This is a genomic window from Bradyrhizobium sp. HKCCYLRH3073, assembly GCF_051167995.1.
Taxonomy (GTDB): domain Bacteria; phylum Pseudomonadota; class Alphaproteobacteria; order Rhizobiales; family Xanthobacteraceae; genus Bradyrhizobium.
The window spans coordinates 279,168-302,893 of record NZ_JBNPUD010000008.1 but is presented as its reverse complement, the minus strand read 5'-3'; the positions used below and the strand labels follow the sequence as shown (position 1 = coordinate 302,893).

Genomic DNA, 23,726 nt, shown 5'->3' with positions numbered 1-23,726 from the left:
TCGCCTTACTCCGCCGCCGAGCTCTGCGCGGCCAGCAGCAGCCAGCCGCCATAGAGGATGTAATAGCTCGCCACCGCCGTGATGATGCGGTTGGCCCAAATGCGGAACTGCTGCTCGCTCATCGCCTCCAGGAGCCGCCGCGCCAGGCTGGTGCCGAGCATCGACGCCGCCACCGCAACGAGCGCGAGCACCGGATCGAGGCCCGCGGCCTGGTCGATGATGCCGCCGAAATAGATCAGCTTGGTGAGATGGCTCGCGACCTGGCAGGTCGCCTTGGTGGCGACGATCGACCTGCGATCGAACCGCGCGCCGAGAAAGAACGTGTCGAGCAGCGGCCCGGACACGCCGGTCATCAGCATCAGCCCCATGCAGATCGTGCCGTAGATCGCGCCCTGCCAGACACTGTCCGGATCGGGCTTCAGGCTCGGCGGCATCAGCCGCGCCATGAACGGGGTGATGCCGAGCAGCAGCAGCGCCATCGGCGTGTCCGGCACGTAGCGGATCAGCGACCACAGGCCGAGCGCCAGCGCGCAGCCGACGAGATACACCGCGACCGGCCGCCAGCGGATGTGCCGGCGCCACAGCACCGCGCGCCAGCCGTTCGACGCCATCTGCGTCGCCGCGTGCAGCACCATCGCCGCCGGCAGCGGCATGATCGCCAGCAGCACGCCGATCAGGATCAGCCCGCCCGCCATGCCGAACAGGCCCGACAGGAACGCCGTCGCCACCATCAGCAATCCGAGCGCTGCAATCAGGGCGGGTGTCATGGCTGAGCTCCTCGCCATGCAATTTGTCGCACTGGCGATATCGGCACAAACCGAGTTATCTTGCCCTCCATCAGTTTTCCTGAGGGCGCGATGAGACGGCTGCTGTTCCTCAACGGCATCAAGGCGTTCGAGGCGGCGGCGCGCACCGGCAGCTTCGCCGCGGCAGGCAGCGAGCTCAACGTCTCCGCGGCCGCGATCAGCCGCATGGTCAACCTGCTCGAGCAGCGGCTCGGCGTGGTGCTGTTCGAGCGCAAGGCCAACCGGCTGGCGCTGACCGCCGCCGGCCGCGCCTATCAGAGCGGGCTGACGCCGATCTTCGACGCGCTGTCGAGCCTGACCGCGCAGATCATGGCGCCGTCGTCGATGCGGGTGCTGACGCTCGGCGTCGGTCCGACCTTCGCGATGAAATGGCTGATCCCGCGGCTCGCCGATTTCAGCACCGAGCAGCCGGACATCGAGGTCCGCATCACCACCGGCGGAGCGGCGGTGCCGTTCGGCGACGATTGGAGCTGCGGCATCAAGCTCGGCGACGGCGCCTGGCCGGGCCTCGTCGCCGAGCCGCTGTTCGCCGCCGACCTCGTGCCGGTGTGCACGCCGCGGCTCGCCGCGACCTTGAAGAAGCCGGCGGATCTCAAGGGACCGAGCCTGCTGCGGGTGTCGCACGCCGCCGAGGACTGGGCGCTGTGGCTGAAGGCCGCGGGCATCACGCGCGTCAGCGCGCGCGGCACCGAGTTCCAGTACTATGGACATGCGCTGCAGGCCGCGATCGACGGTCTCGGCGTCGCCATGGGCATCCGGCCCTATATCGACGACGATCTCGCCGCGGGACGCCTGGTTGCACCGTTCGCACTGACCGTCCCGAAAGGCGAGCGCTGGTATCTTGTCTACCGACATTTCCAGGCCGGCCAACGTGATTTCGCCGCGTTCCGGCGCTGGATCATGCGCGCGGCGTCACAGCCCGCGACCCGGAATTCTCAACGCAGGGACGCGATCAAAAAAGACGCGGACGTGTGAACCTGTTCACAAATGATCGGACCAATTCATGCTGTCGTTGCCGTTCGGGACATCCAGGACTGCGCAATGACGTATTTGTACGAGGACTTCGCCATCGAGCCGTTCGAAGCAGGACGCGGCTTGTGGCACGCGCGGATCCGCCGCGCGGACATGACCCCGGTGGTGATCAATGGCGTTTCGTTCCCCTCGCTCGAAGTCGGCTTCGCCTGGTCCGATGCGGACATGGCGATTGCCGACGCGAAAAGCCATATCGACCGCTTTCGCAAGCGGTGGGGCTGACACCTGCAAACCGATTCGGCGCACTTTGAGGCACGCGACGGAGGATATCGACCGAACCCCGGGAAAAGACGGATAGCGCGACGTGGAACAATCTCCGAGAGTGAAGTCCCCGAGAGTCCACCCGCGCGGCCAGACGGTTCCAAGCCAACATTCCAAACGCCAATTCGAAATGCCGAGTGTATTCGTAATGCGGACTGCAATTCATGGCTGAGCCTGCCGTCAAACACCTCGCTTTTTCGGTGCGTACGCGATGCCCGGACTGCGATGCAGAGCTGAGCGTCCTGAGCGTCATCAACGGCCGCGGCGGTTCCGAGTACTGGGCCCTGCAATGCGTCGCCTGCCACGGCGTGCATCTCGACATCGTCGAGCAGCCGACCCGGCATTGACCGTCGGCACGGCGTCGCGGGAACGCCATCGCGCTCATTGAACGCGCGTGGTCGTCCGCGCGCATGAGCATCGCGGCGTCCTGCTGCCACCATGCTGTCAGCAGGGCTGGAGGGGGCGCCCGATCACTCTTTCAAGTCGGCCTCATCCGTCCCATATTCGGGCGATGGCGAAGACCCCCGACACCCCCAAGAAGCCCGGCCGAACTCCGAAATCGAAAGCGCACCGGCCCGACGTGCAGCCGATCGGGCCCGCGCTCGCCGAGCTGCTCAATCCCGCCATCAACCGCGGCGAGAGCGGCATCGGTTCCTCAACGGGACTGCAGCCTCCGCCGGATAATTCCTGGGACCGCCGCAGCGGCGGCGAAGCCGCCGCGCACCGCGCGCGGGCGTCGACGAAGGGCAGGAGCGCCGAGGTCGCGACGGGCGACGCGTCGGCGCGGCCCATGCCGCTGCGGCCGAATCCGCAGCCGGCGGGGGAGCGGTCGTCCGTCCGTGACACGTCACGAGCTTCAGCCCAGCAGGACGCTGCGCTCCCTCCCCCCTTGTGGGGGAGGGCTGGGGAGGGGGGTGCCCCAAGCAACACTGCCCGTGAATCCACCCCCGCCTCCTCCCCGCAAGGGGGAGAGGAGGAGAGCGTGGCAGCGCGACCTGCGCCGCCTCCCGCGCTGGCTGACGACTCAGACGCAGCTCGTGCCGGAGTACCCCCCTCCCCACCCCTCCCCCACAAGGGGGGAGGGAGCGCCGCGGCGCAAGCGGACGCGCCCTCTGACAACACTACTGGCGCTTCCGGCCTCGCCGAAGCGCCGCAAGCCAAGTACGGCACCGCCGCCACCATCCCGACGCTCGATCCGGAACTGGCGCGGCAGCTCGGCCTGCCCACCGCCGAGGACGACGAGGAAGCGCTCGCCCGCCCGCCGCGCAGCAAGATGGAGGCGCTCGGCGTCAAGGCCACGGCGGAAGCGCTGGAGTCGCTGATCCGCGAGGGCCGTCCCGAGTTCCGCAAGGACGACGGCTCGCTCAAGGTGTGGACGCCGCATCGTCCGCCGCGCCCGGAGAAGTCGGAAGGCGGCGTCCGCTTCGAGATCAAATCGGCCTATGAACCCAAGGGCGACCAGCCGCAGGCGATCAGGGAGCTGGTCGAGGGCATCCAGCGCAACGACCGCACCCAGGTGCTGCTCGGCGTCACCGGCTCCGGCAAGACCTACACCATGGCGAAGGTGATCGAGGCGACGCAGCGCCCGGCCATCATCCTGGCGCCGAACAAGACGCTGGCCGCGCAGCTCTATGGCGAGTTCAAGAGCTTCTTTCCCGACAACGCGGTCGAGTACTTCGTCTCCTATTACGACTACTACCAGCCCGAGGCCTACGTTCCGCGCACCGACACCTATATCGAGAAGGATTCCTCGATCAACGAGCAGATCGACCGCATGCGCCACGCCGCAACGCGCGCGCTGCTGGAGCGCGACGACGTCATCATCGTCGCCTCGGTGTCCTGCATCTACGGTATCGGCTCGGTCGAGACCTACACCGCGATGACCTTCGCGCTGAAGAAGGGCGAGCGCATCGACCAGCGCCAGCTCATCGCCGACCTCGTCGCCCTGCAATACAAGCGCACCCAGCACGATTTCACCCGCGGCACCTTCCGCGTCCGCGGCGACGTCATCGACATCTTCCCGGCGCACTATGAGGACCGCGCCTGGCGCGTGAACCTGTTCGGCGACACCGTCGAGAATATCGAGGAGTTCGATCCGCTCACCGGCCACAAGCAGGACGAGCTGGAGTTCATCAAGATCTACGCCAATTCGCACTATGTGACGCCGCGCCCGACCCTGGTGCAGGCGATGAAGTCGATCAAGTCCGAGCTGAAGGTGCGGCTCGACCAGTTGCACGCGCAGGGCCGCCTGCTCGAGGCGCAGCGGCTGGAGCAGCGCACCACCTTCGACCTGGAGATGATGGAGGCGACGGGGAGCTGCGCCGGCATCGAGAACTACTCGCGCTATCTCACCGGCCGCCTGCCCGGCGAGCCGCCGCCGACTTTGTTCGAATACGTCCCCGACAATGCGCTGGTGTTCGCCGACGAAAGCCATGTGACCGTGCCGCAGATCGGCGGCATGTTCCGCGGCGACTTCCGGCGCAAGGCGACCTTGGCCGAATACGGCTTCCGCCTGCCGTCCTGCATGGACAACCGCCCGCTGCGGTTCGAGGAGTGGGACATGATGCGGCCGCAGACCGTGGCGGTGTCGGCGACCCCCGGCGGCTGGGAGCTGAACGAGGCCGGCGGCGTGTTCGTCGAGCAGGTCATCCGCCCCACGGGCCTGATCGATCCTCCCGTCAACATCCGCCCCGCCCGTACCCAGGTCGACGATCTCCTCGGCGAGGTCCGCGCCACCGCGCAGGCCGGCTATCGCTCGCTGATCACGGTGCTGACCAAGCGCATGGCCGAGGACCTCACCGAATATCTGCACGAGCAGGGCATCCGCGTCCGCTATATGCATTCGGACATCGACACGATCGAGCGCATCGAGATCATCCGGGATCTCCGCCTCGGCGCCTTCGATGCGCTGGTCGGCATCAACCTGCTGCGCGAGGGTCTCGACATTCCCGAATGCGCGCTGGTCGCCATCCTCGACGCCGACAAGGAAGGTTTTCTGCGCAGCGAGACCTCGCTGATCCAGACCATCGGCCGCGCCGCGCGCAACGTCGACGGCAAGGTGATCCTCTACGCCGACCAGATGACCGGCTCGATGGAGCGCGCCATCGCCGAGACCAACCGCCGCCGCGAGAAGCAGGTCGAGTACAACACCATCAACGGCATCACGCCGGAGAGCGTCAAGAAGTCGATCGGCGACATCCTCAACTCGGTGTACGAGCGCGACCACGTGCTGATCGAGACCGGCGGCGGCACCACCACCGACGACGTCATCTCCATCGGGCACAATTTCGAGGCCGTCCTGGCCGACCTCGAAACCCGCATGCGCGAAGCCGCCGCCGATCTCAACTTCGAGGAAGCCGCTCGCCTCCGCGACGAGGTCAAACGCCTCCGCGCCACCGAGCTCGCCGTCGTCGACGACCCCACCGCCAAGCAGCGCACCGTCCAGGGCAAGGCCGGCGCCTACGCCGGCACCAAGAAATACGGCGACGCCGCCAATTTGCCGACGGCGGCCTTGAAGGGCCGGGGTGGCTCGCGCAGTTCTTCATCCCGCAGCGGCGGTCCCTCCGTTCCCTCCCCCCTCGTGGGGGAGGGTCAGGGAGGGGGGCCCGCGAGTCGCGGCGGTCGTGGCGGCGCAAAGTCTCGCGACCACGATCCACTGCTGCCCTCGGTCGACGAGATCACCGGCGGCGCCTCACGCAGCACCAGCTCCAAAGTCCACAAGCCCCATCTCGACGAGATGCACGGCCCGGAATCCCTGCCCTACCGCCCCAACGCCAAGCTGCCGGCAAAGCCGTTCGGCAGCAGCAGCAAGATCATCCAGCCGACCAACTCCCGCGAATCCGGACCCGAATTCGGCCCGGCCCCACGCTCGACCGGCGGCGCGCCGGGGAAGCGGGGCGGGTGGAAGAAGCGGTGAACACAAACCTTACGGAAAGCCACACTGATTAAACGAGATCATCAAATCATGCGCGACTATTGAGTCGACCGCAACAATTCTAGAAACCGCGTCGATGAGGAGAAGACGGGACGGCGATAGCGAAGCGATCTTGTGCCGCTTCTTTCAGTCGATCGAGGAAATGCGGATCATCTTCTATACTTCTGCCATCTATGCTTGGCTCGATTTTGCCTTCTGCTATTGGAAAGAAAATATCCTCAAACCCGCGAGCCTCATGTAGCCATAGTGCCGTCACATACATTGCAGGCACCTCCAGCGCTCTGACCTCATACTCTTCACTCGAGGATTCATACTCCCGCTTCACTATCTCCGTCGCTTTGAAAAAGCGCTCGGCCACAGGTCCGCGAATAAGCGCTGAGAGATTTGGAGGAGCTTTATCGGCTCGGACGTCAGCCAAGGCTATGCCGCCTGCCCAAACGATCGGATATCGCCACGCCGTGGGATCGCTCTTGTGCAGAAAATCAGATTTTAGTGCGTCTGCTGGACTAATCAGAAAAAGCGGGATCGCACCTTTGTTATGAACTTTCTTGGCGCCGCCGAGCGTAGAACTGCTGCTTCGAGGGCCCCTGGACAACAAATGCGGGAGAGCGGCGTTCACCGCAGCCACCCCGCCAGACGGACCAAGACGACTGACAATAGTCATATCGGGAGTCCCTTTTTACGATCCCATTACGCCGAAAGCGGAGCGTCCGCGACAGGGCCGCCGGCCACGGGGCTAGGAGTTGCAGAAGTAAAATACGTATGCGTCCATGTGTCTCCGGGAGAACGGTAAGACGAGCAAAAATCGTTGTATGCGATTTGAACGAAGCCGTAAAATGGATCGTGAACCTCCACATACTCCAGGCCCGTACCATCCCGGGACCATCCGCCCACTCCGACAAAGTGGGCGCCAAAGCCGCCGGCCCACTGTATCCGGCAACCTAATGGCCGATCAGCATTCATTTCGCTCACGAGGTCCGCGAAGGATATGTCGGAGAGAATGAGACCGGCAAAGTGACCAACGCGAGTGAGCGCGCGGTCCAGGTACCACGCCCGATTGCATGCACCGCTCGCATCCACCCCACAGCAATCCAAAGGTGCCAGTTCACCTGAAGCAACTTCGCATTGTGTCCGATTGACCGCACCGTAGAAGATGGCGACGCTCGCGCTCACGGCAGCCCAGCACCAGAACTCTTGTTCCTGCATCTGAACCGCGAAGCCACTCAATGATTTCGAACCAGCGCCTCCACCGGTGGATCCCGACGATACCGTCTGCATAGACATCCGTTAGTCCTTCGCCAGTATTCATTCCTGAAAATCAATAGGACGTGGGTGCATCAGACCGACGCTGTCATCTCAGAACAGCCTCGGCGGCCCTTTACAACTTCAAACGTCCGAAATCTATCATAGATTGTAGATTTTTAAAATCAAACTATCCGAGTAGTCGGGGGGGGGGAGAGGCGCCTAACTGTTGAGGCGATTTCCTCGCCGTGACCGACGAAGCCTTACATTGTAGATATAGGCGAGGATTTCAGTCGGCAGACCGCTTGCCGCCAGTGGCCATAACGCCAGCAAGACGGTTGCCCTCGCGAGAAGGCTGCAGAGGGCTGCTCGGCACGAGGCAATCACTTCAGCGACACTCCGCCCTCAAATCGAGACAGCGATTTTTTCATTGGCCTCAGGATGCCGAGCGGTCCTGAGGCAACCGAACCAGCTCCGCCAGATAACCGGCCTGACAAGCGAAAGACCCAGCGCTTATTCCGAAAAATAAAAACATATTGCGTTTTATCGGAAATCATGATTATCTCCGCGCATCCCGCCTCACCGCAGAGGGGCGTAGCGCGCGATCGTCACGACACGCGAGGTGGGGATGCGATGGCCGCGATCAAGTCGCAGCGTGTCTTCGGATGCGCCGACGAACGGCTTGGCACGGACGTGAAGTCGCAGCGTCCTGATACCCCGACGCTGGTATCAACCTGGCGCAATGCTAGCGCATTGCGCTGGGGATGGTGGCCAACAAGCCCGGCGCACCAGGGAGACTGCGTATAAGCGTGAAAACCGTCGCGCAGGGAATGCCGGAGTGTTCGGCTTTGCCTGTGGTACCTGCCGCCTGCATTTTTTTCGCAGGCGGGCCATGGGTGAGGCCTTCACCCGGCATTCCCTGCGCCCTCCGCACTTTCAAGAGGGCCACATGGATCGCAGCACTCGGGCATCACATGCCGCGAGGCCGCGCTGCCGTGTCCCGGCCCTGTCATCGGCTGTTTGAGTCGTAAATCCGCCAAACCCACCGCTGTCGTCCCGGACAAGCCGTGACGCGCGCCAGCGCGTCACGGCGCCGATCCGGGACCCATACGCCGCGGCGGACGTGATGGGCACAATGCCAATGACCGGTCTGCCTCAAACCCCTCCCTGGGGGTATGGGTCCCGGCGCCGCGTGCGCAATTGCGCACCAGGCCGGGACGACAATGGAGTTTGTCGCGGCAGTCAAAGCCATTTCCAGTGCATGAGACAACCGAGCAAGGGATTGAGACGTTCCGTGGGCGATGCACCTGATCGTGATGATCCCGCTTTGGACAACCGCTGCTCTGCGATTGCAACTGCGCCGTTTGCTGTTATGGAAACGCGGCTTCAACGGGGGGTAAGATGATTTGGAAATTGCGTTTGGCTGGTCTTGCGCTGGCGACCGTCGTGATGGCGCAGCCCGCTTTGGCTGCCGATGATCCGACCGGCACCTGGCTGACCCAGGCCGGCGACGCCAGGATCAAGGTCGCCAAATGCGGCGCCGGTCTCTGCGGCACCGTCGTGTGGCTGAAGGAGCCGATGGACACCGACACCGGCAAGCCGGCCGTCGACAACAAGAATCCGAATCGCGCGCTTGCCAACCGCCCGATCATCGGCCTGCAACTGTTCGAAGGCGTTCACGCGGAGGGGCCGAACAAATGGTCCGGCAAGATCTACAACGCCGATGACGGCCAGAGCTACACCAGCCACATCTCCGTCTCCGGCCCGGACACGCTGAAGGTGGAAGGCTGCGTCGGATCGCTGTGCGGCGGCGAGACCTGGACCCGCGCGCGCTGATCAGCGCTCAGGCGACCGCGGCCTTCAACGCGGTCGCAGCCGACGCGTAGCCGCCTCGCGCGCCGTCGATGAAGTGGACGTGATCCGGCCGGATCGCGGACGGCGTGAAGCAGGTCATCATCGCGGCATCCTGGCGATGCAGCCCGTAGCGGACGATGCCGCGCGACGCCGCCGCGCCAAGCCGGCGCTCCAGGTCCTGCGCGAGCTCGTCGGTGCAGTCGAGGATCATGCGCAGCGCATCGTCATATTTGCGGAAGTCGGAATTCTCGACCACCTGCTGCTTGTAGAGATCCGGCACGAAGCCGCCGATGCTGATGTTGAACCGCATCACGGCATAGACGAACAGCGTCCGTCCGAGCACGCGGGCCCAGCGCGACAACAGCGGTCCGCGCGCGGCGCGGACTTCGTAGCCGAATCCCTGCGGCGGCCATCGCAGCGCCGGCGCGCCGGCCGGCACCGGCCGCCCGGCATCGGGGCTGCGTTCGGTCAGGGTGATGATCTCCTCGATCACCTTGCGATAGGCCTGCGCATCGGCGCCGGGGGCCGGCAGCACCAGCACCGACAGGATGAGGCCGCGCGCCGCCGGGATCTCCTCGAACCGGCACGACAGTCCTGACAGATCGGGCTGCGCACCGGACGCCGCCGGCGGAATCGCGAACTCGCCCCGCTTCATCGCGGCCTCGGCCCAGCCCAGTCCGCCGCCTGCGAACATCGCGTAGGACAGGTTGGCCGACGGACCGTAGCGCGCCACGCGGACGTCGAGGCCCTGCGCGCGGATCGCGCTCACCGGCACCAGGGCGACACGCATCGCGAGATCGAGATCCTCCCTGACCCAGGTCGCGGTCGCGGCAAGGGCCTCGCGCGCGGCCGCTTCGTCATCCGGGCTGACGGCGAAGCTCGCGCCGTCGCCCCCGAACACGAATGGGAATTCGCGCCCTTCCAAGGCATTGGTGACCGCGGCGATGACCGCCGCCCCGGCCATGTTGACCGCCTTGTAGCGCCTGTCGGCGATCGCCTTGGTCGACTCGACGATGTCAGCCGTGCCGATCAGCCAGTCATCCGGCACCGGCTGGTAGAGCTGCGGCTCCATCAGGCGCGCGAAGCCGCGAAACACCGGAATCGAGGCATAGTAGTCCGCAGCGCTGGTCTTCGACATTGAGAGGCATCCGTCCGGGGTGCGCGTCCAATGAGGAGCTACGTTCTTTCCTGTCAAGCGGGTTCAGGCAACGATATTCGGCAGCGGACGTGTCGCCTGACGGATTGCACCGCGTTATCGTTCCATCGGCATTGACGTGCTAGCCTATCGCCATCATGGCCGACACCTCACCCGTTCCACAACTCGCCGCCCGCGCGCTCCAGATCGCGGACCGCATCAATACCGCCGGCTTCGAGGGCCAAGTGCTGTCGGCGACGCCGCTGGCGGTCCGCATCGGCGAGACGGGTATCGCCGTGGTCTTCCGCTACGGCGTCGTCGTCTTCATCGGCCTGTCGGTGGCGGAGGAGATCAACTTCCTCGACCGGCTGAGCGCGCGACTGTTCGGCCCGATCGCGCCGCACGAGGAAGAGACGGCCAAGGTCCAGGTCGCGCGCGAATCCGACGAGCCGATCCCGGTCGGCGGCCCGGTCCTGGTCAAGGAATTGTCGCTGGAGCGGCTGCTCATCGTCGCCGATGCGCTGGCCAAGAGCGTCGTGCTCGGCCGCAGCGAGCGCGAGATCGCCAACGTGTTCGACACGATCGAGCCGTTCGCGCGCGAGCTGGCGCTGCTGGGGCGAACATCGAAGAGCCGGGTGGCGATGCTCAAGCTGCTCGGCGAGGCGCTGCTGGTGCAGCACCGCGTCTCCGGCCGCGTGGCGGTCGGCGAGAAGCCGGACGTGTTGTGGGACCGGCCCGATCTGGAACGGCTCTATGCACGGCTCGAGGACGAGTATGAGCTGAAGGAGCGGGAGGACACCCTCAACCGCAAGCTCGCGGTGATCGCGGAGACGGCGACCACGCTCGCCGACATCATCGACACCAAGCGCTCGCTGCGGCTCGAGGTCATCGTCGTCATCCTGATCGCCTGCGAGATCGTGCTCGGCTTCTACGAGATCTTCGCCCGCGGCGGGCATTGACGGCAGAGCCTCGACCGGCGGCCATCGCATTCAGCGATGGTTCAGACGCGGCATGGAACTCTCGCATGGGCGCGATGAGCGATGCTGGGGGATGTCGAACCATGACGTGGGTGGGGAGCTTGCGACCGTCGCCGGCGGCAGCCAGCCACGAGGTGTGGCGAGCGCCCCGCCGCCGGCGCGGCGATGCTGGTCCGCCAATGCCGTCACACCAGCGCTCTGACGTTCCAAGTCGCATGACGGACCCCGGCAAGCTTCGCCAGCTCGGACACGACGCGGTCGAGATCGACCGTATCGACCGCGAGCGGCACCAGCGTCGCGATGATCTCGACGATGTCCTCGGAACGATAGACAACCTCGGTCTCCCGCACCGGGTATTTGGCCGCCTCCAGCCGCTCGTCGAGCGCCTCGCGCAGCTCGGCGGCGCGCAGCCCGTCGGTGGTCAGGACGATCTCGTAGTTCGCCTCCGAGGTCTGCGCATTGAGCGGGATGCGATCGATGGCATTGACCAGCGGCCGCAGCAAGGTGTTGCCGGCCAGCACGAACACCGTCAGCGCCACCGACTGCGCGATCAGGTCGGCGCCGGCGCAGGCGCCGACCGCGGCGGACGCCCACAGCGTCGCGGCGGTGTTGAGGCCGCGGACGTTCATGCCCTCCTTCATGATCGTGCCAGCGCCCAGGAAGCCGATGCCCGACACCACATAGGCGATGATCCGCACCGCGCCGTCGGCGCCGGTCAGGCGGTTGCCGAGGTCGACGAAGGCGGCCGCGCCGACGGCGACCAGCACGTTGGTGCGCAGGCCGGCGCTGCGCTGCCGGTATTGCCGCTCGGCACCGATCAGCGTGCCCAGCACGAACGCCGTGAACAGGCTCACGAGCGTGTCGAGGAAGTCGAAGACCTGGAAGGTGTGGAGGAATCGCATGGGCTTGCTGACTGTCTACGGTATTACGCTCCGTGGCCTGCCTGGCGGCAGCGGCACGCGTGGCATCCGGCGGCGGAACCGTCGCGAGAAGGCCGCTTTCTTAAGCCGTCCTTGATCGAAATCAAATCCCCGTCCCTCCCGTATACTTTAGGCTGATATGATCAACAGGCAGATGACGTCCGGCAAACACATGACGCCATTCTCCGACGTCCGCAGGGATCACAGCCCGGCCGTCCGGCTGGGACATGATGCGGTGAGCGCGGTGAAGCTGTCCCAGGAGCTCACCGCCGAGATCGACGCCTGGGCGGAGGCTCACCAGATGACACGCTCCGACGCCATCGGCCAGTTGCTCACGATCGGCCTGCATGCATCGCGGCCGGCCGCAGCCGGGCAGCCCACGTCGCGGGATCCCGTCGCCATCGAGCAGAATGCGATCCGGCTGATCGATCGGATGCTCGATCCGAGCCTGTCCGCCGAGGAGCGCGAGCGGCGGATCCGCCGCCTGATCGAAGGTCCTGCGGAATTTGCCAACGAACGGATCGACCTGCCGCGGCATCCAGGCTGACGCGAACGGCTCAGGCGGCCGAGCGCGCCACTACGGCCTCGTAGATGTCGTCCTCCTGCGCCGTGTGCATGCGGACCAGCGTCTCGATCGCCTCGATCACCCGTTGCGCATCGCGGATCAGATAGCGGTCCACATGTTCGGACGGCAGATCCTCGACCAGCCGGCCGAGCAGGCGCGCCAGATGCAGGATCTCGCGATGCGCGCGGCTCATTGCCGACAGGCCGTGGCTCTCCTGCAGGAGCCGCGCAAGCTTCGGATAGACCGATCCCTCGTCGTCGCGCTCATGCGCCACGACCTTGTCCTGCACCACGCCGTTCGCCTCCATGATCAGCGCCACGGCGCCGTCGGGCGGGGCTTCGTCGAGCGCATCGACGATCGCGCGCAGGCGGTCGAGGCCGCGCAGCAGCGCCTGGTGATCATGCCTGAGCCCTCGGCCGTCTTCGGCCGTGATCCGGCCGGCCTTGCTGCGGCCGGCCGGGAACAGGGCGCGGAGCGCGTTGAGGATGACGGCGACGTCGATGGCTTCCTGGACCAGGGCCGCAGGCACCGGCTGCAGCAGGCCGAAGGCCGCGGCCCCCATCGCCACGAACGACAAGCCCATGCCGACGAAGATGCTCTCCAGGGCGATGCGTCGGGCGCGCTGCGCGATCACGATCGCCTCGCCGACGCGATCGAGCCGATCGGCGAGAATGACCACGTCGGCGGCTTCCGACGAGGCGCTGGCACCACGGGCGCCGAGCGCGATGCCGACGTCGGCGGAGGCCAGCGCCGGAGCATCGTTGATGCCGTCACCCACCATGATGGTGGGATGCAGCCGCTGCTCGCTCTTGACCGCCTCCACCTTGTCGGAGGGGACACGGTCCGCCAGCACGGCGTCGAGGTCGAGCGCCGCGCCGATCGCCTGGGCGGCCGCGGCGCGGTCCCCGGTCACCATGACCATGCGCGCGATGCCGGCCTCGCGGAGCCAGCGGATCGCGCGCGGCGTATCCGCGCGCAGTTCGTCCGCCAGCAGCAGCGCCCCGATCGGGCGCCCCTCGATCGCAACGAAGACGATCAGCGCCGACCGCCACGACGCCCGGCGGATCGCGCGCGCCGCCCAGGGCGGCGGCGTCCGGCTGCCGAGCACGAGGTCGCGCGAGCCGGCCATCACGGGGCGGCCATCGATCAGACCTTTGAGGCCCGAGCCCATGGTTTCTCTGACCTGTTCGGGCACCTTCAGCTTCAGCCCGCGCGCCTGGCCGGCCTGAACGATCGCGTGCGCCACCACGTGGTGCGAGGCCTGCTCGAGCGATGCGCAGAGCAGCAGCACCGCATCGGCGTCCTCGCCCGGTGCGGCGTCGACCGACAGCAGCCGCGCGCCGCCGACGGTCAGCGTGCCCGTCTTGTCGAACAGTACGGTATGGGCGCGCGCGAGCGCCTCGAGCTTGCCGCCGCCTTTGACCAGAATGCCGCTTCGGGCCGCCTGCGCCACGCCGGCAATGAAAGCGACGGGTGCAGCGAGAATCAGCGGGCACGGCGTTGCCGCCACCAGCACGGCAAGACTCCGGATCAGATCGCCCGAAGCCAGATAGGCGGCCCCCGCGATGGCGAGGCTGACGGGCAGGAAGATCAGCGCATAGCGGTCGGCAAGCCGCACGAACGGCGCCTTCGCGGTCTGGGCCGTCGTCACCAGCTTGACGATGCCGGCATAGGTGCTTTCGCCCGCAGTGGCGGTGACCGCCATTTCGAACGTGTCGCCGGCATTCACCGATCCCGACAGGATCGCCATCCCGCGCGTCTTCGTCACCGGGATCGGCTCCCCCGTGAGCGCCGACTCGTCGACGACCGCGATGGTCGCTTCGACCATGCCATCGACCGGGACGATCTCGCCGGCGCGGACCATCAGGCGATCACCGACCGCGACGCTGGCGATCGGAACGTTGTCGATCTGGTCGCCACGGCGGCGATGTGCCTCGCGCGGCGCGCGATCGACCAGCGCGCGCAGATCGTGCTCGGCGCGGGCGACGGCAATGTCTTCGAGCACGTTGCCGCCGGAATACATCAGCGCCACGACAGCGCCGGCCAGCGGCTCGCCGAGGATGATCGCCGCGCTCATCGACACCAGCGCGATCGCGTCGACGCCGATGCGGCCGGCCAGGACATCGCGGACGATCGAGACGATCAGCCCGAGGATGACAGGAACGGTCGATGCCGTGAACGCGATCCCCGCAAGATCGGGGCGACCGAGCACATGCGCGAGGCCGCCCGCGGCGAGGCCCGCGATTGCGATCGCGACGAGGGTCCACCGCATAATGCGCTCGAACATGGATGCCGGTTCCGGATTGCGCGGACACTATCGCTGCTGCCGCCCGTCGGGTGCTTGAGCGAAATCAACGGCGAGAGCGACCGATCGCCGCAAATGGCTCAGGCGGTATTGCCTGCATCGACCGTCAGCACGGTGCCGGTGACATTGCGCCCGCCGTCGCCGAGCAGGAATTCAACCATCGCCGCCACGTCATCCGTTTCCGGCAGCCGTCGCAACGCGCTGCGGCCGGCGATGCGCCGCTGCTGCTCCTCGTCCATGCTCTGCGTCAGCTCGGTGGCGATGAAGCCCGGTGCGATCGCGTTGACGGTGATGCCGACCTTGCCGACCTCGCGCGCCAGCGAGCGCGTGAAGCCGTTGGCCGCCGCCTTGGTCGCGCCGTAGACGGACAGGCCGTTGTAGCCGGTGGAGGCGATGATCGAGGAGATGTTGATCACCCGCCCCTCGCCCGCGGCCATCATGTGGCGAACGACATATTTCGTCAGGATCATCGGTGCCAGCACGTTCAGCCGCACCAGTGCCTCGATCTCCGAATTGTGCATGGTCGCCAGCAGCCCTTCGGTGCCGAGACCGGCATTGTTGACGAGACCGTAGAGCGGACCGTACTCGTCGCGGACCGACTTCACGAAGGCCGGAAGTTCGTCGACGACGCTGAGATCACAGGCGCGGAAATGAATCCCGGCGCTGCTGGCGCTGAACTCGGCGATCGCAGCGCGCAGTTCCTCGCTTTCCCGGCGGGCCACCGTGACGACGTCATAGCCAGCGCCAGCGAGCCTGCGCGCGATGGCGAGCCCGATGCCGCGGCTGCCGCCGGTGACGAGAACGTTACGCATCGGCGCGCGCCAGCTTGCCGGCCGGTGTGACGTCGAGCGCCGGCACGACACGGATCATCGCCGGCACCTTGTGGGGCGCGAGGCGCGCGCGGCACGCGGCGAAAATCTCATTGCGAACCGTCTCGGTCCGCGCCGGATCGGCATCCGCCGTCAGCACGACCTCGGCGACGACGATGCCGCCGGTGATCGGGCTGCGCCGCGACTTGGCGCGCGACATCCGCACCTCGGGATGGCCATTGATCACGGCCTCGATTTCTTCCGGATGGACCTTGAGCCCGCCGACATTGATGATGCCGTTGCGACGCCCGACGAAGTAGTAGCGATCGCCGCGCAACTCGACCATGTCACCGGTGTCGACATAACCATCCGTATCGGTCAGGGCGGCCGCAGCGCGTCCGACATAGGCGTGCGCGGCGCGCTTGGAGCGAATGCGCAGCGAGCCGTCCGTGACCTTCATGTCGACGGCCCCGCGGCCTTCGCCGAGCAGCGCCGCCGGAAAACCCTCCAGCCCATCATTGACCGCAAAGCCAACGCCGGCCTCGGTCGAGGCATAGGCATGACCGATCGAAGCGCCGGGGAATGCCTGCTTCAATCCGTCGAGCACGGCCTGGTCGGCGATCTCGCCGGAGAGACGCACATAGCGCGGCGCGAAGGCGTCCACCGACCCACTCATCAGCAGCTTGCGCCAATGCGACGGCGTTCCGGACATGTGCGTGACGCCGCGTGCGTTGAGACGCGCGACGTGGTTCGACAGCCCCTCGTCCGGATCCGACAATACCATGGAGCCGCCGCCGACGACGGCACGCAGGAAGATCTGCAGGCCGCCATAGCGGCGGATGTCGTAGAACGTCGCCCACACCGGCATGGCTTCGCCGGGTACCGGACGGTCGCCGATGACCGCGCCGCACAGACCCTCCAGAGTATGCCCGACAATCTTTGGCACGCCCGATGTGCCTGATGTCAGCATCAGCCATTCGGTGGCGCGCACCGTCTGCACGACGGCGGCAGAGGGCTGCGGCAGGGCGACCTCGATCACGAGATCGACGCCGCAGGCGTCGAAACGCTGGACCTCATCGGTCACGATGGCGTCGATGTCAGCATCGGCAATGATGCTGGCGAGGTGCTCGCCCTTGAGATCCGGCGGACACAACAGGAGACGTCGTGCGACGCCATCGATCTCGATCAGCGCAAGGCCGGCGAGGAGCTGGCCGGAGGGCGCCAGCAGCACCGAACGTCCGTTGAGCTCTTCGGTGCGGCCGCCGAGGCTGCTTCCGCGCGAGAGCTCGGCGAGCGATATGACGTGACGCGGATCGGAGATCGTCCGTTCGGTCAGCGCGGTCCCGAGATGGTCGCGAAGGGCGAAGATCTCACGCGGGGACATTCTCATAGGCCCCGATGAAGTCGCCTATCGTGTTGGGGAACGTCACATCCTCGGACAGGGTGAACGGATCGACGCCAAGATCGTCCTCGAGACGGGCGACCAGGATGGCGAAAGCGAGCGAGTCGAAGCCGGTCTCATGCAACGTCAGCTCGTCGGTCAGCGGCGGCAGCTTGACCTTCTGTTCTTCCGCAATCTGCTTGATCGCTGCAATGATTCTTAACCGTACCGACATGGGCCAATCCGCTCACTGTTCAAACGATGAAACCGACCATAGGGCCAGAAGGTGAAGGAACCCGGACTGGCCCGCGATGTTTCGGGACCGTTGGTAAATGCCCATCATGGCCTATGATTAAAATCACCTACAAACGAACCTCGCCGGCGAGGATCCGCGCATGCAGATCGCGATCGAGCGGGTAATATGCACCTGTCCCGGCGTCTCGCACGTAGAGCGGCTCGTGCACGACCGACGGATCGAAGCCGTCGCGCATCAGCTCCTGCTTCTTCTGCTTGAATGTTTCAGTCGACTGCAGCGACGACGTGATGCGGAGCGCCACCGGCCGCGCGTAGGACGGCAACCTTCGGGCAAGTTCGACGGAGAGACGATCGAGATCGAAGCTGTCGCCGACGACGAGCGCGGCCATCCCGGCGCGCCCATCGGTCCCCGGCACGACAACACCATAGGTCGATGCTTCCAACACGCCGGGACATTGCAGGATCGCCTCGTTCACCTCGCTGGTCGCGACGTTCTCGCCCTTCCAGCGGAAGGTGTCGCCGAGACGATCGACGAAATAGAAGAAGCCCTGGTCGTCCTGGCGCATCAGGTCACCGGTGCGGAACCAGGCGTCGCCCTTCTCGAAGACGTCGCGCAGGATCTTCCTCTCCGTCTCGCCCGTATCGGTATAGCCTTCGAAGCGACCGCCTCCCTTGTCCGCCGTACCGATGCGGCCAATGGCCTCGCCGATCTCGCCGCGCGTGCAGACGAGGCACCGTCCGTCAGCTCCGCGCAGGGGTGCGCGCTGGTCGGCGTCCAGCTTGATGATTTCGGCGGGAAAGCGATGCGCGAGCAGCGACGGCACGCGCCCGATCGATCCCACCCTGCCCTCGACATTGTAGAGCGAGAAGTTGCCTTCGGTCGCGGCATAGAATTCCAGCACCTGAGGAATGCGGAAACGCGCCTGGAACGCCTCCCAGACGTCACCGCGCATGCCGTTGCCGCAGGCGAGCCGCAGCCGATGGGCGCGGTCGAAATCGGACGGCGCGGCGGCCAGCAGATAGCGGCAGAGCTCGCCGATATATTGCAGCAGCGTGCAATCGTGACGGACGATGTCGCGCCAGAAATTGCGCGCCGAGAATTTCTCGGCGAGCACCGCGGCTCCCCCGGCGCGCAGCATGCTGCAGGGCGCGACGATGCCGCCGACGGAATGATAGACCGGCAGACAGTCATAGAGGCGATCGTCGGGACCTGCGCCGGTGAGGCCGGCAAACCATCCCCCCCAGTTCATGATGCGGCGATGGCTGATGCTCGCGGCCTTGGGCAGGCCCGTCGTGCCGGAGGTGTAGATCAGCAGCGCGCGGTCGTTGATCGTCACGGCGCGGCGCTCGGTTGCATCGAGCGCGTGCGTATCCATCGCGGCGATCGCGACGTCGAGATCGCCGCCGTCGGCAAACCAGACACGCGGCCCGCCCGCGATCAACGGCGCAACCTCCGTATAGGCTTCGTGGAAGTCCTTGGAGACGATCACATGGATTGGCCGGGCCACATTGATGCAATGCGCGAGCGACGGTCCGATGAGATTGGCGTTGATGAGCGCAACAACACCGCCGACGCGGCTGATCCCGAGCCACGCGGCCAAGTAGTCGGGCCGGCTCGGCATCATCAAGGCGACCGTGTGGCCAGGCCCGATGCCGTTGGCCAACGCCCAGCGGGCGTATCGGTTGATGCGCGCAGACAGGGCGGAATAGCTCAGCGTCTCGCGATCGGAGACCAGCGCCGGCCGTTCGGGCTGCTTCGCAGCCCAGTCGTCCACCACGTCGGCGAACAGCCGCGTGGGCTCTGCCTCGATGCGCGAGGTCAGCTCGATCGCCTTCAGCCAGATCTTCGCCGCCGACGGCTTCCGAGAGGCCGTGCTGAGTTCCACAGATCGATCCGACGGCCCGGAGTTCATGAACGCCCTCACCCCAATTCGGCGTGCTTATAGGCGGTGTGGCCTCACCAGCCGTTAATCGGGAGGGTTAACCGGCCGAGAGTGCGTGGCTGTTGATGCGAATGCGATCCTTTACGAAGTTCTCGGAAATGCCGGTTAGCGTACCGCTCCCAGAACATGCCAACGCGAAGGCCGGCATGCCCAAGGACACGATGACACGACGCGCATTGCTGCGCTGCGCCGCCTGGAGCAGTGTTGCAGCCATGACTTCGACCACGGCGTTCGCCGGAGTTGATGCGCCCTATCCGGCTCAGCCGGTCACCTGGGTCATTCCGTTTGCCCCGGGTGGAGCCACCGGCCGGCTGTCGCTCCTGATCTGCGACCGGCTGACCCGCCGCCTGGGCCAGCCCTTCGTGCTCGATCACCGGCCGGGTGCGGGCGGCGCCACTGCCACCAAGAGCGTCGCGAGCGCCGCGCCGGACGGCTATACGATTCTTGCGACCTCGACCGCCAACGTCATCACGGCCTCGACCGACGGCTCGCCGAACACCGACGAAGGCCTCACGCCGGTCGCCGGCATGGCGCGCATGCCGCTGCTGCTGCTGGTCAGCCGGCAGCTGCCTGTCAAGACGCTGCCCGAATTCCTGGCCTATGCCAAGGCCAACCCGGGCAAGCTCAGCGTCGGCTCCGCCGGTCCCGGCACCGTCCAGCTGCTGTCGGCCGAGCTGTTCCGGACACTCGGCGGCCTCACGTGGTCGACTGTGCACTATCGTGGCTCGGGTCCGGCCCTGACCGACCTCGCCTCCGGCCACATCCACGCGATGTTCGACAACGCCGCTTCCGCCGTCGACCTTTTGCGCAGCGGCAAGGTCCGGGCGCTGGCCGTCACGACGCGCGAGCACGCCGCCGCCTTCCCCGATCTGCCGCCGGTCGCCGACGTGCTGCCGGCGTTCGAAACCTCCGGCTTCTATGGCGTCGCCGTGCCGCACGGCACGCCGAAAGCCATCGTCGAGCTGCTCAACCGCGAGATCAACGCCGCGCTGGCCGATCCCGACATCAGCAGGCAGTTCGCCGAGGTCGGCGCCACGCCGCTCATCGGCGACGTCGGCGTCTACACCGCGACCTACCGCGCCGAGATCATGCACTGGCGCAAGCTGGTGCCGCAGGTGAGCGCGAAGAACTGACCTCCGCGCCCGGCGACCCGCCTGCCTCAGGCCCCCGCGACGCCCTGCAGCACCAGCCGGTTGAGACGGGCCGCGAAGGCGGCCGGATCCTCCGGCAGTTCGCCGTCGAGGATCTGCGCCTGCTCGAGCAGCAGGAACGACAGATCGTCGACCTTGGCCTTGTCGGCGGCGGCCTTGGCGACCGCCACGACCAGCGGATGGCGCAGATTGATCTCGAGGATCGGCTTGGTGCGCGCCCCGCGCGCCTGCTGCGACAGGATGCGCTCCAGCTCGCGATCGGGACCATGGCTGCCGGCCACCAGGCACGACGCGCTGGTGGTGAGCCGGGTCGAGACCTTCACGTCGGTGACGTGATCGCCGAGGCTCGCCTTGATCAACGCGATCGTGTTGGCCTCGTCGGCCGCCGGCTGCGCCTCGTCCTCGGCCTTCGGCTCCGTCACCGGGATCGGATCGAAGTTGATGTCGCCCTGGCTCAGCGACTTCAGCGGCTTGCCGTCATATTCGAGCCGCGCCGAGGTCCAGAACGCATCGACCGGATCGGTCAAGAGCAGCACCTCGACGCCGCGTGCCTTGGCCGCCTCGAGCCGCGGATTGGACTTCAGCCGCTCGATGCTGTCACCGACCAGGAAGTAGATCTCGGTCTGGTTCTCCTTGAGGCCCTCGACATATTGCTTCAGCGAGCGCTTCTCGCCGGTCGTCGTGGTGAAGCGCGCCAGCGCCAGCAGCTTGTCACGGCGCTCGAAGTCCTCGTAGAGTCCCTCCTTGATGACGGCGCCGAAGGAGTCCCAGATCTTGTCGAAGTTCTCGGCGTCCTTCTCGGCCAGCTGCTCCAGCTCGCTGATCACCCGCGTCGTCACCGCCTTGCGGATCTGCGCCAGCTGCGGATTGTTCTGCAGCATCTCGCGCGACAGATTGAGCGGCAGATCCTCGCTGTCGATCACGCCGCGGATGAAGCGCAGGTACGCCGGCATCAGGTCGGCGTCGTCGGTGATGAAGACGCGGCGGACATAGAGCTTGACCTTGCCCTTGCGCGCCGGCTCGAACAGGTCGAACGGCTTGGTCGAGGGCGCGAACAGCAGCACGGCATAGGAATAGCGGCCCTCGGCGCGGTAGTGCAGCGTCATCGCCGGCTCGTCGAACGCATGCGCGATCGACTTGTAGGCCTTGCTGTAGTCCTCCGGCGTCAGCTCGGATTTGGAGCGCTGCCACAGCGCGCTGGCGGAGTTGATCTGGCGCGGCTCGCCCTCCTCCGGCACCAGCATGATCGGGAACTGGATGTTGTCGGAATAGGCGGTGACGATGCGCTCGATCTCATAGGTTTCGAGATATTTCTTCGCGTCGTCCTTGAGGTGCAGCACGATCTCGGTGCCGCGCGCAACCCGCTTGGCATCCTCCTCGGACGCGGGCGCCACCTCGAAGCCCGCCCCGCCCGACGAGGTCCAGGTCCAGACCTCGCCGCCGCCGGCGCGGCGGCTGATCACCTGGATGCGGTCGGCGACCATGAAGGCCGAATAGAAGCCGACGCCGAACTGGCCGATCAGGCCGGTGCCGTCCTTGGCCTCGGCCAGCTTCTGCACGAACGCCTTGGTGCCGGAGCGGGCGATGGTGCCGAGATGGTCGATCAGCTCCTGGCGCTCCATGCCGATGCCGCTGTCGGCAATGGTCAGCGTGTCGGCGGCCTTGTTCGGGATGATGCGGATCTGCGGCGGCTCGCCGTCGCCGATCAGATCGGGTCTGGCGATCGCCTCGTAACGCAGCTTGTCACAGGCGTCCGAGGCGTTCGAAATCAGCTCGCGCAGGAAAATGTCGGTCTCGGAGTAGACCGAATGCACCATCAGATGCAGCAGCTCGGAGACTTCGGCCTGGAAGGAATGGCTAACGGTGGCGGTGTCGGTCATCGTCGTACGTTGGCCCATGCTATCAGGGGAGGAGAGAGACCGTCGATATAGCGCGGCGGCGGCACCGATCAAGCCTTTCGGCCAGGGGGATCGTCGACCGATCGTTCGGCGGCCGCGAGCAGCTTGTCGATGACCGTGTCGAGGGTCGCGATCTCGGCGGCCGAAAGCACGCTCAGCAGATCGGCCTCGCGCGCCAGCGCATGGGGCACGATCCTGCGGTACAGCCCTCTGCCGGCAGCCGTCAACGCCACGATCCGCTCGCGGCCGTCCGCGGGATCGCGGCTCCGGCTGACGATGCCGCGGGCCTCCAGGCTCTGCATGGCGCGGCTGACATTCATCTTGTCGAGCGTCGTCAGCCGGCCGATCTCCTTGGTCGGCAGCCGCGGCTGCTCGCCGAGCGCCGCCAGGATCCGCCATTCCTGGCGCGACAGCGCGAAGCGGTCGGCATAGACCTCCGCCACCGCCAGCGACACCTGCTCGGCGAGCCGGGCCAGCCGGTAGGGAAAATAGCGCTGCAGCCGAAGCTCGGGCTCGGCGGCCCCCTCTCCATTTGTCCGGCCGCGGGTCTCGTTGGCCACCTTCGTCATCTCATCCCTGCCTTCGTCCGTTCCAGGCGCTCGTCCCGGCGACCTCGATCCGATCCACATCGGGTTGATCTGGATCAAAGCCACACAATCGTATCATTCGTTACTATCCTGCCAACAATGATCATGGGAGGACCATCGTGCAGATCGAGAAGATTCATCACGTCGCCTATCGCTGCGTCGACGCCAAGGCCACCGTCGAGTTCTACAAGAAGGTCCTCAACATGGACCTGCTCGGCGCGATCGCCGAGGACAAGGTGCCCTCGACCAAGGCGCCCGATCCGTACATGCACATCTTCCTCGATGCCGGAAACGGCAACATCCTCGCCTTCTTCGAGCTGCCGAACTCGCCGCCGATGGGACGCGATCCGAACACCCCGGAATGGACTCAGCACATCGCCTTCCAGGTCAAGGACATGGACGAGCTCGAGGAAGCCAAGGCGCGCGCCGAGGCCGCCGGCCTCGACGTCGTCGGGATCACCGACCACACCATCTTCAAGTCGATCTATTTCCATGATCCCAGCGGCCACCGGCTGGAGATCGCGGCCTGGACCGCGACGCCCGAGCAGATCGCCCGGATGAAGTCTGTCGCCCACGCCATGGTCGACGAATGGGCGACCACCAAGAAGCCGCCGCGGCACACCGCCTGGATGCACGAGAAGGAATTCGCAGGCAGCGACTGAGCGCTTGCT

22 protein-coding genes are annotated in these 23,726 nt (G+C 66.2%); 9 read left to right on the top strand and 13 right to left on the bottom strand.

Annotation, left to right across the window (positions count from 1 at the left end; all coding sequences use genetic code 11):
• Nucleotides 1–5: 5 nt before the first annotated feature.
• Nucleotides 6–767 carry a TSUP family transporter gene (locus ACQR1X_RS20620; protein WP_434840247.1) on the bottom strand — a complete coding sequence of 254 codons (762 nt, stop codon included), beginning with the start codon at nt 765–767 and terminating at the stop codon, nt 6–8.
• A gap of 90 nt (nt 768–857) precedes the next feature.
• Between ACQR1X_RS20620 and ACQR1X_RS20615 the strand changes: the two genes are divergently transcribed.
• From ACQR1X_RS20615 to uvrB, 4 genes are all read left to right on the top strand, one after another.
• Nucleotides 858–1,781, top strand: coding sequence for a LysR substrate-binding domain-containing protein (locus tag ACQR1X_RS20615; protein WP_315803292.1), 924 nt, complete (start codon nt 858–860; stop codon nt 1,779–1,781).
• Between the two features lie 66 nt (nt 1,782–1,847).
• Nucleotides 1,848–2,060 carry a hypothetical protein gene (locus ACQR1X_RS20610; protein ID WP_315803493.1) on the top strand — a complete coding sequence of 71 codons (213 nt, stop codon included), beginning with the start codon at nt 1,848–1,850 and terminating at the stop codon, nt 2,058–2,060.
• A 203-nt stretch (nt 2,061–2,263) separates the two neighbouring features.
• Nucleotides 2,264–2,446, top strand: coding sequence for a hypothetical protein (locus ACQR1X_RS20605; protein ID WP_315714095.1), 183 nt, complete (start codon nt 2,264–2,266; stop codon nt 2,444–2,446).
• A gap of 164 nt (nt 2,447–2,610) precedes the next feature.
• Nucleotides 2,611–6,015 carry an excinuclease ABC subunit UvrB gene (gene uvrB, locus ACQR1X_RS20600; protein WP_434899472.1) on the top strand — a complete coding sequence of 1,135 codons (3,405 nt, stop codon included), beginning with the start codon at nt 2,611–2,613 and terminating at the stop codon, nt 6,013–6,015.
• Between the two features lie 79 nt (nt 6,016–6,094).
• Here uvrB and ACQR1X_RS20595 read toward each other — a convergent pair whose 3' ends face one another.
• The 3 genes from ACQR1X_RS20595 to ACQR1X_RS20585 form a co-directional block, all read right to left on the bottom strand.
• Complete coding sequence (locus ACQR1X_RS20595) at nt 6,095–6,697, bottom strand: hypothetical protein (protein ID WP_316217504.1); 603 nt, start codon at nt 6,695–6,697, stop codon at nt 6,095–6,097.
• A gap of 26 nt (nt 6,698–6,723) precedes the next feature.
• Complete coding sequence (locus ACQR1X_RS20590) at nt 6,724–7,317, bottom strand: papain-like cysteine protease family protein (protein WP_434881263.1); 594 nt, start codon at nt 7,315–7,317, stop codon at nt 6,724–6,726.
• 341 nt (nt 7,318–7,658) lie between these two features.
• A complete protein-coding gene (locus ACQR1X_RS20585) occupies nt 7,659–7,832 on the bottom strand; it encodes a hypothetical protein (protein WP_316217505.1) in 174 nt (57 codons plus the stop codon).
• Nucleotides 7,833–8,676: 844 nt separating this feature from the next.
• Between ACQR1X_RS20585 and ACQR1X_RS20580 the strand changes: the two genes are divergently transcribed.
• Complete coding sequence (locus tag ACQR1X_RS20580; protein WP_315802707.1) at nt 8,677–9,111, top strand: DUF2147 domain-containing protein; 435 nt, start codon at nt 8,677–8,679, stop codon at nt 9,109–9,111.
• A gap of 7 nt (nt 9,112–9,118) precedes the next feature.
• Here the strand turns inward: ACQR1X_RS20580 and ACQR1X_RS20575 are convergent, their stop codons facing one another.
• Nucleotides 9,119–10,267 carry a DUF3095 domain-containing protein gene (locus ACQR1X_RS20575; protein ID WP_316236774.1) on the bottom strand — a complete coding sequence of 383 codons (1,149 nt, stop codon included), beginning with the start codon at nt 10,265–10,267 and terminating at the stop codon, nt 9,119–9,121.
• 155 nt (nt 10,268–10,422) lie between these two features.
• On the opposite strand from ACQR1X_RS20575, the gene ACQR1X_RS20570 reads away from it, so the two are divergent.
• The gene (locus tag ACQR1X_RS20570; RefSeq protein WP_315802705.1) at nt 10,423–11,223 is read left to right on the top strand and encodes an RMD1 family protein; all 801 of its coding nucleotides are present in this window, start codon (nt 10,423–10,425) and stop codon (nt 11,221–11,223) included.
• A 203-nt stretch (nt 11,224–11,426) separates the two neighbouring features.
• Here the strand turns inward: ACQR1X_RS20570 and ACQR1X_RS20565 are convergent, their stop codons facing one another.
• Nucleotides 11,427–12,143: an MgtC/SapB family protein gene (locus ACQR1X_RS20565; RefSeq protein ID WP_315802704.1), complete on the bottom strand. Its 717-nt coding sequence runs from the start codon at nt 12,141–12,143 to the stop codon at nt 11,427–11,429.
• Between the two features lie 157 nt (nt 12,144–12,300).
• Here ACQR1X_RS20565 and ACQR1X_RS20560 point away from each other — a divergent pair, with 157 nt between their 5' ends.
• Nucleotides 12,301–12,708, top strand: a complete 408-nt coding sequence (locus tag ACQR1X_RS20560; RefSeq protein WP_434839635.1) for a hypothetical protein — start codon at nt 12,301–12,303, stop codon at nt 12,706–12,708.
• A gap of 10 nt (nt 12,709–12,718) precedes the next feature.
• On the opposite strand, the gene ACQR1X_RS20555 is transcribed toward ACQR1X_RS20560, so the two are convergent.
• The 5 genes from ACQR1X_RS20555 to ACQR1X_RS20535 form a co-directional block, all read right to left on the bottom strand.
• Nucleotides 12,719–15,013, bottom strand: coding sequence for a heavy metal translocating P-type ATPase (locus tag ACQR1X_RS20555; protein ID WP_434899471.1), 2,295 nt, complete (start codon nt 15,011–15,013; stop codon nt 12,719–12,721).
• A gap of 98 nt (nt 15,014–15,111) precedes the next feature.
• On the bottom strand, nt 15,112–15,843 hold the full coding sequence (locus ACQR1X_RS20550) for an SDR family NAD(P)-dependent oxidoreductase (protein ID WP_316179664.1): 732 nt from the start codon (nt 15,841–15,843) through the stop codon (nt 15,112–15,114).
• Nucleotides 15,836–17,224, bottom strand: a complete 1,389-nt coding sequence (locus ACQR1X_RS20545; RefSeq protein ID WP_434899470.1) for a class I adenylate-forming enzyme family protein — start codon at nt 17,222–17,224, stop codon at nt 15,836–15,838. The genes ACQR1X_RS20550 and ACQR1X_RS20545 overlap by 8 nt, the downstream gene beginning before the upstream one ends.
• Nucleotides 17,211–17,456, bottom strand: a complete 246-nt coding sequence (locus ACQR1X_RS20540; RefSeq protein WP_315802699.1) for an acyl carrier protein — start codon at nt 17,454–17,456, stop codon at nt 17,211–17,213. The genes ACQR1X_RS20545 and ACQR1X_RS20540 overlap by 14 nt, the downstream gene beginning before the upstream one ends.
• Nucleotides 17,457–17,583: 127 nt before the next feature.
• Nucleotides 17,584–19,389, bottom strand: a complete 1,806-nt coding sequence (locus ACQR1X_RS20535; RefSeq protein ID WP_434899469.1) for a long-chain-acyl-CoA synthetase — start codon at nt 19,387–19,389, stop codon at nt 17,584–17,586.
• A gap of 176 nt (nt 19,390–19,565) precedes the next feature.
• Between ACQR1X_RS20535 and ACQR1X_RS20530 the strand changes: the two genes are divergently transcribed.
• Nucleotides 19,566–20,552, top strand: coding sequence for a Bug family tripartite tricarboxylate transporter substrate binding protein (locus ACQR1X_RS20530; protein ID WP_434899468.1), 987 nt, complete (start codon nt 19,566–19,568; stop codon nt 20,550–20,552).
• Nucleotides 20,553–20,578: 26 nt separating this feature from the next.
• On the opposite strand, the gene htpG is transcribed toward ACQR1X_RS20530, so the two are convergent.
• Complete coding sequence (gene htpG, locus ACQR1X_RS20525; protein WP_315802696.1) at nt 20,579–22,450, bottom strand: molecular chaperone HtpG; 1,872 nt, start codon at nt 22,448–22,450, stop codon at nt 20,579–20,581.
• A gap of 68 nt (nt 22,451–22,518) precedes the next feature.
• Entirely contained in the window at nt 22,519–23,037 is a 519-nt protein-coding gene (locus ACQR1X_RS20520) for a MarR family winged helix-turn-helix transcriptional regulator (RefSeq protein ID WP_315802695.1), read from the bottom strand.
• Nucleotides 23,038–23,174: 137 nt separating this feature from the next.
• Between ACQR1X_RS20520 and ACQR1X_RS20515 the strand changes: the two genes are divergently transcribed.
• Nucleotides 23,175–23,717, top strand: coding sequence for a VOC family protein (locus tag ACQR1X_RS20515; protein WP_434899467.1), 543 nt, complete (start codon nt 23,175–23,177; stop codon nt 23,715–23,717).
• Nucleotides 23,718–23,726 lie beyond the last annotated feature (9 nt).

Bases quoted from the DNA above. Each gene is read 5' to 3' on its own strand.
- ACQR1X_RS20550 (WP_316179664.1), bottom strand. From the start codon at position 15,843: ATGCGTAACGTTCTCGTCACCGGCGGCAGCCGCGGCATCGGGCTCGCC.
- ACQR1X_RS20530 (WP_434899468.1), top strand. From the start codon at position 19,566: ATGCCCAAGGACACGATGACACGACGCGCATTGCTGCGCTGCGCCGCC.
- ACQR1X_RS20620 (WP_434840247.1), bottom strand. From the start codon at position 767: ATGACACCCGCCCTGATTGCAGCGCTCGGATTGCTGATGGTGGCGACG.
- htpG (WP_315802696.1), bottom strand. From the start codon at position 22,450: ATGACCGACACCGCCACCGTTAGCCATTCCTTCCAGGCCGAAGTCTCC.
- ACQR1X_RS20605 (WP_315714095.1), top strand. From the start codon at position 2,264: ATGGCTGAGCCTGCCGTCAAACACCTCGCTTTTTCGGTGCGTACGCGA.
- ACQR1X_RS20555 (WP_434899471.1), bottom strand. From the start codon at position 15,013: ATGTTCGAGCGCATTATGCGGTGGACCCTCGTCGCGATCGCAATCGCG.
- ACQR1X_RS20560 (WP_434839635.1), top strand. From the start codon at position 12,301: ATGATCAACAGGCAGATGACGTCCGGCAAACACATGACGCCATTCTCC.
- ACQR1X_RS20610 (WP_315803493.1), top strand. From the start codon at position 1,848: ATGACGTATTTGTACGAGGACTTCGCCATCGAGCCGTTCGAAGCAGGA.
- ACQR1X_RS20585 (WP_316217505.1), bottom strand. From the start codon at position 7,832: ATGATTTCCGATAAAACGCAATATGTTTTTATTTTTCGGAATAAGCGC.
- ACQR1X_RS20565 (WP_315802704.1), bottom strand. From the start codon at position 12,143: ATGCGATTCCTCCACACCTTCCAGGTCTTCGACTTCCTCGACACGCTC.
- ACQR1X_RS20595 (WP_316217504.1), bottom strand. From the start codon at position 6,697: ATGACTATTGTCAGTCGTCTTGGTCCGTCTGGCGGGGTGGCTGCGGTG.
- ACQR1X_RS20590 (WP_434881263.1), bottom strand. From the start codon at position 7,317: ATGTCTATGCAGACGGTATCGTCGGGATCCACCGGTGGAGGCGCTGGT.
- ACQR1X_RS20580 (WP_315802707.1), top strand. From the start codon at position 8,677: ATGATTTGGAAATTGCGTTTGGCTGGTCTTGCGCTGGCGACCGTCGTG.
- ACQR1X_RS20570 (WP_315802705.1), top strand. From the start codon at position 10,423: ATGGCCGACACCTCACCCGTTCCACAACTCGCCGCCCGCGCGCTCCAG.
- ACQR1X_RS20615 (WP_315803292.1), top strand. From the start codon at position 858: ATGAGACGGCTGCTGTTCCTCAACGGCATCAAGGCGTTCGAGGCGGCG.
- ACQR1X_RS20540 (WP_315802699.1), bottom strand. From the start codon at position 17,456: ATGTCGGTACGGTTAAGAATCATTGCAGCGATCAAGCAGATTGCGGAA.
- ACQR1X_RS20575 (WP_316236774.1), bottom strand. From the start codon at position 10,267: ATGTCGAAGACCAGCGCTGCGGACTACTATGCCTCGATTCCGGTGTTT.
- ACQR1X_RS20535 (WP_434899469.1), bottom strand. From the start codon at position 19,389: ATGAACTCCGGGCCGTCGGATCGATCTGTGGAACTCAGCACGGCCTCT.
- ACQR1X_RS20545 (WP_434899470.1), bottom strand. From the start codon at position 17,224: ATGTCCCCGCGTGAGATCTTCGCCCTTCGCGACCATCTCGGGACCGCG.
- uvrB (WP_434899472.1), top strand. From the start codon at position 2,611: ATGGCGAAGACCCCCGACACCCCCAAGAAGCCCGGCCGAACTCCGAAA.
- ACQR1X_RS20520 (WP_315802695.1), bottom strand. From the start codon at position 23,037: ATGACGAAGGTGGCCAACGAGACCCGCGGCCGGACAAATGGAGAGGGG.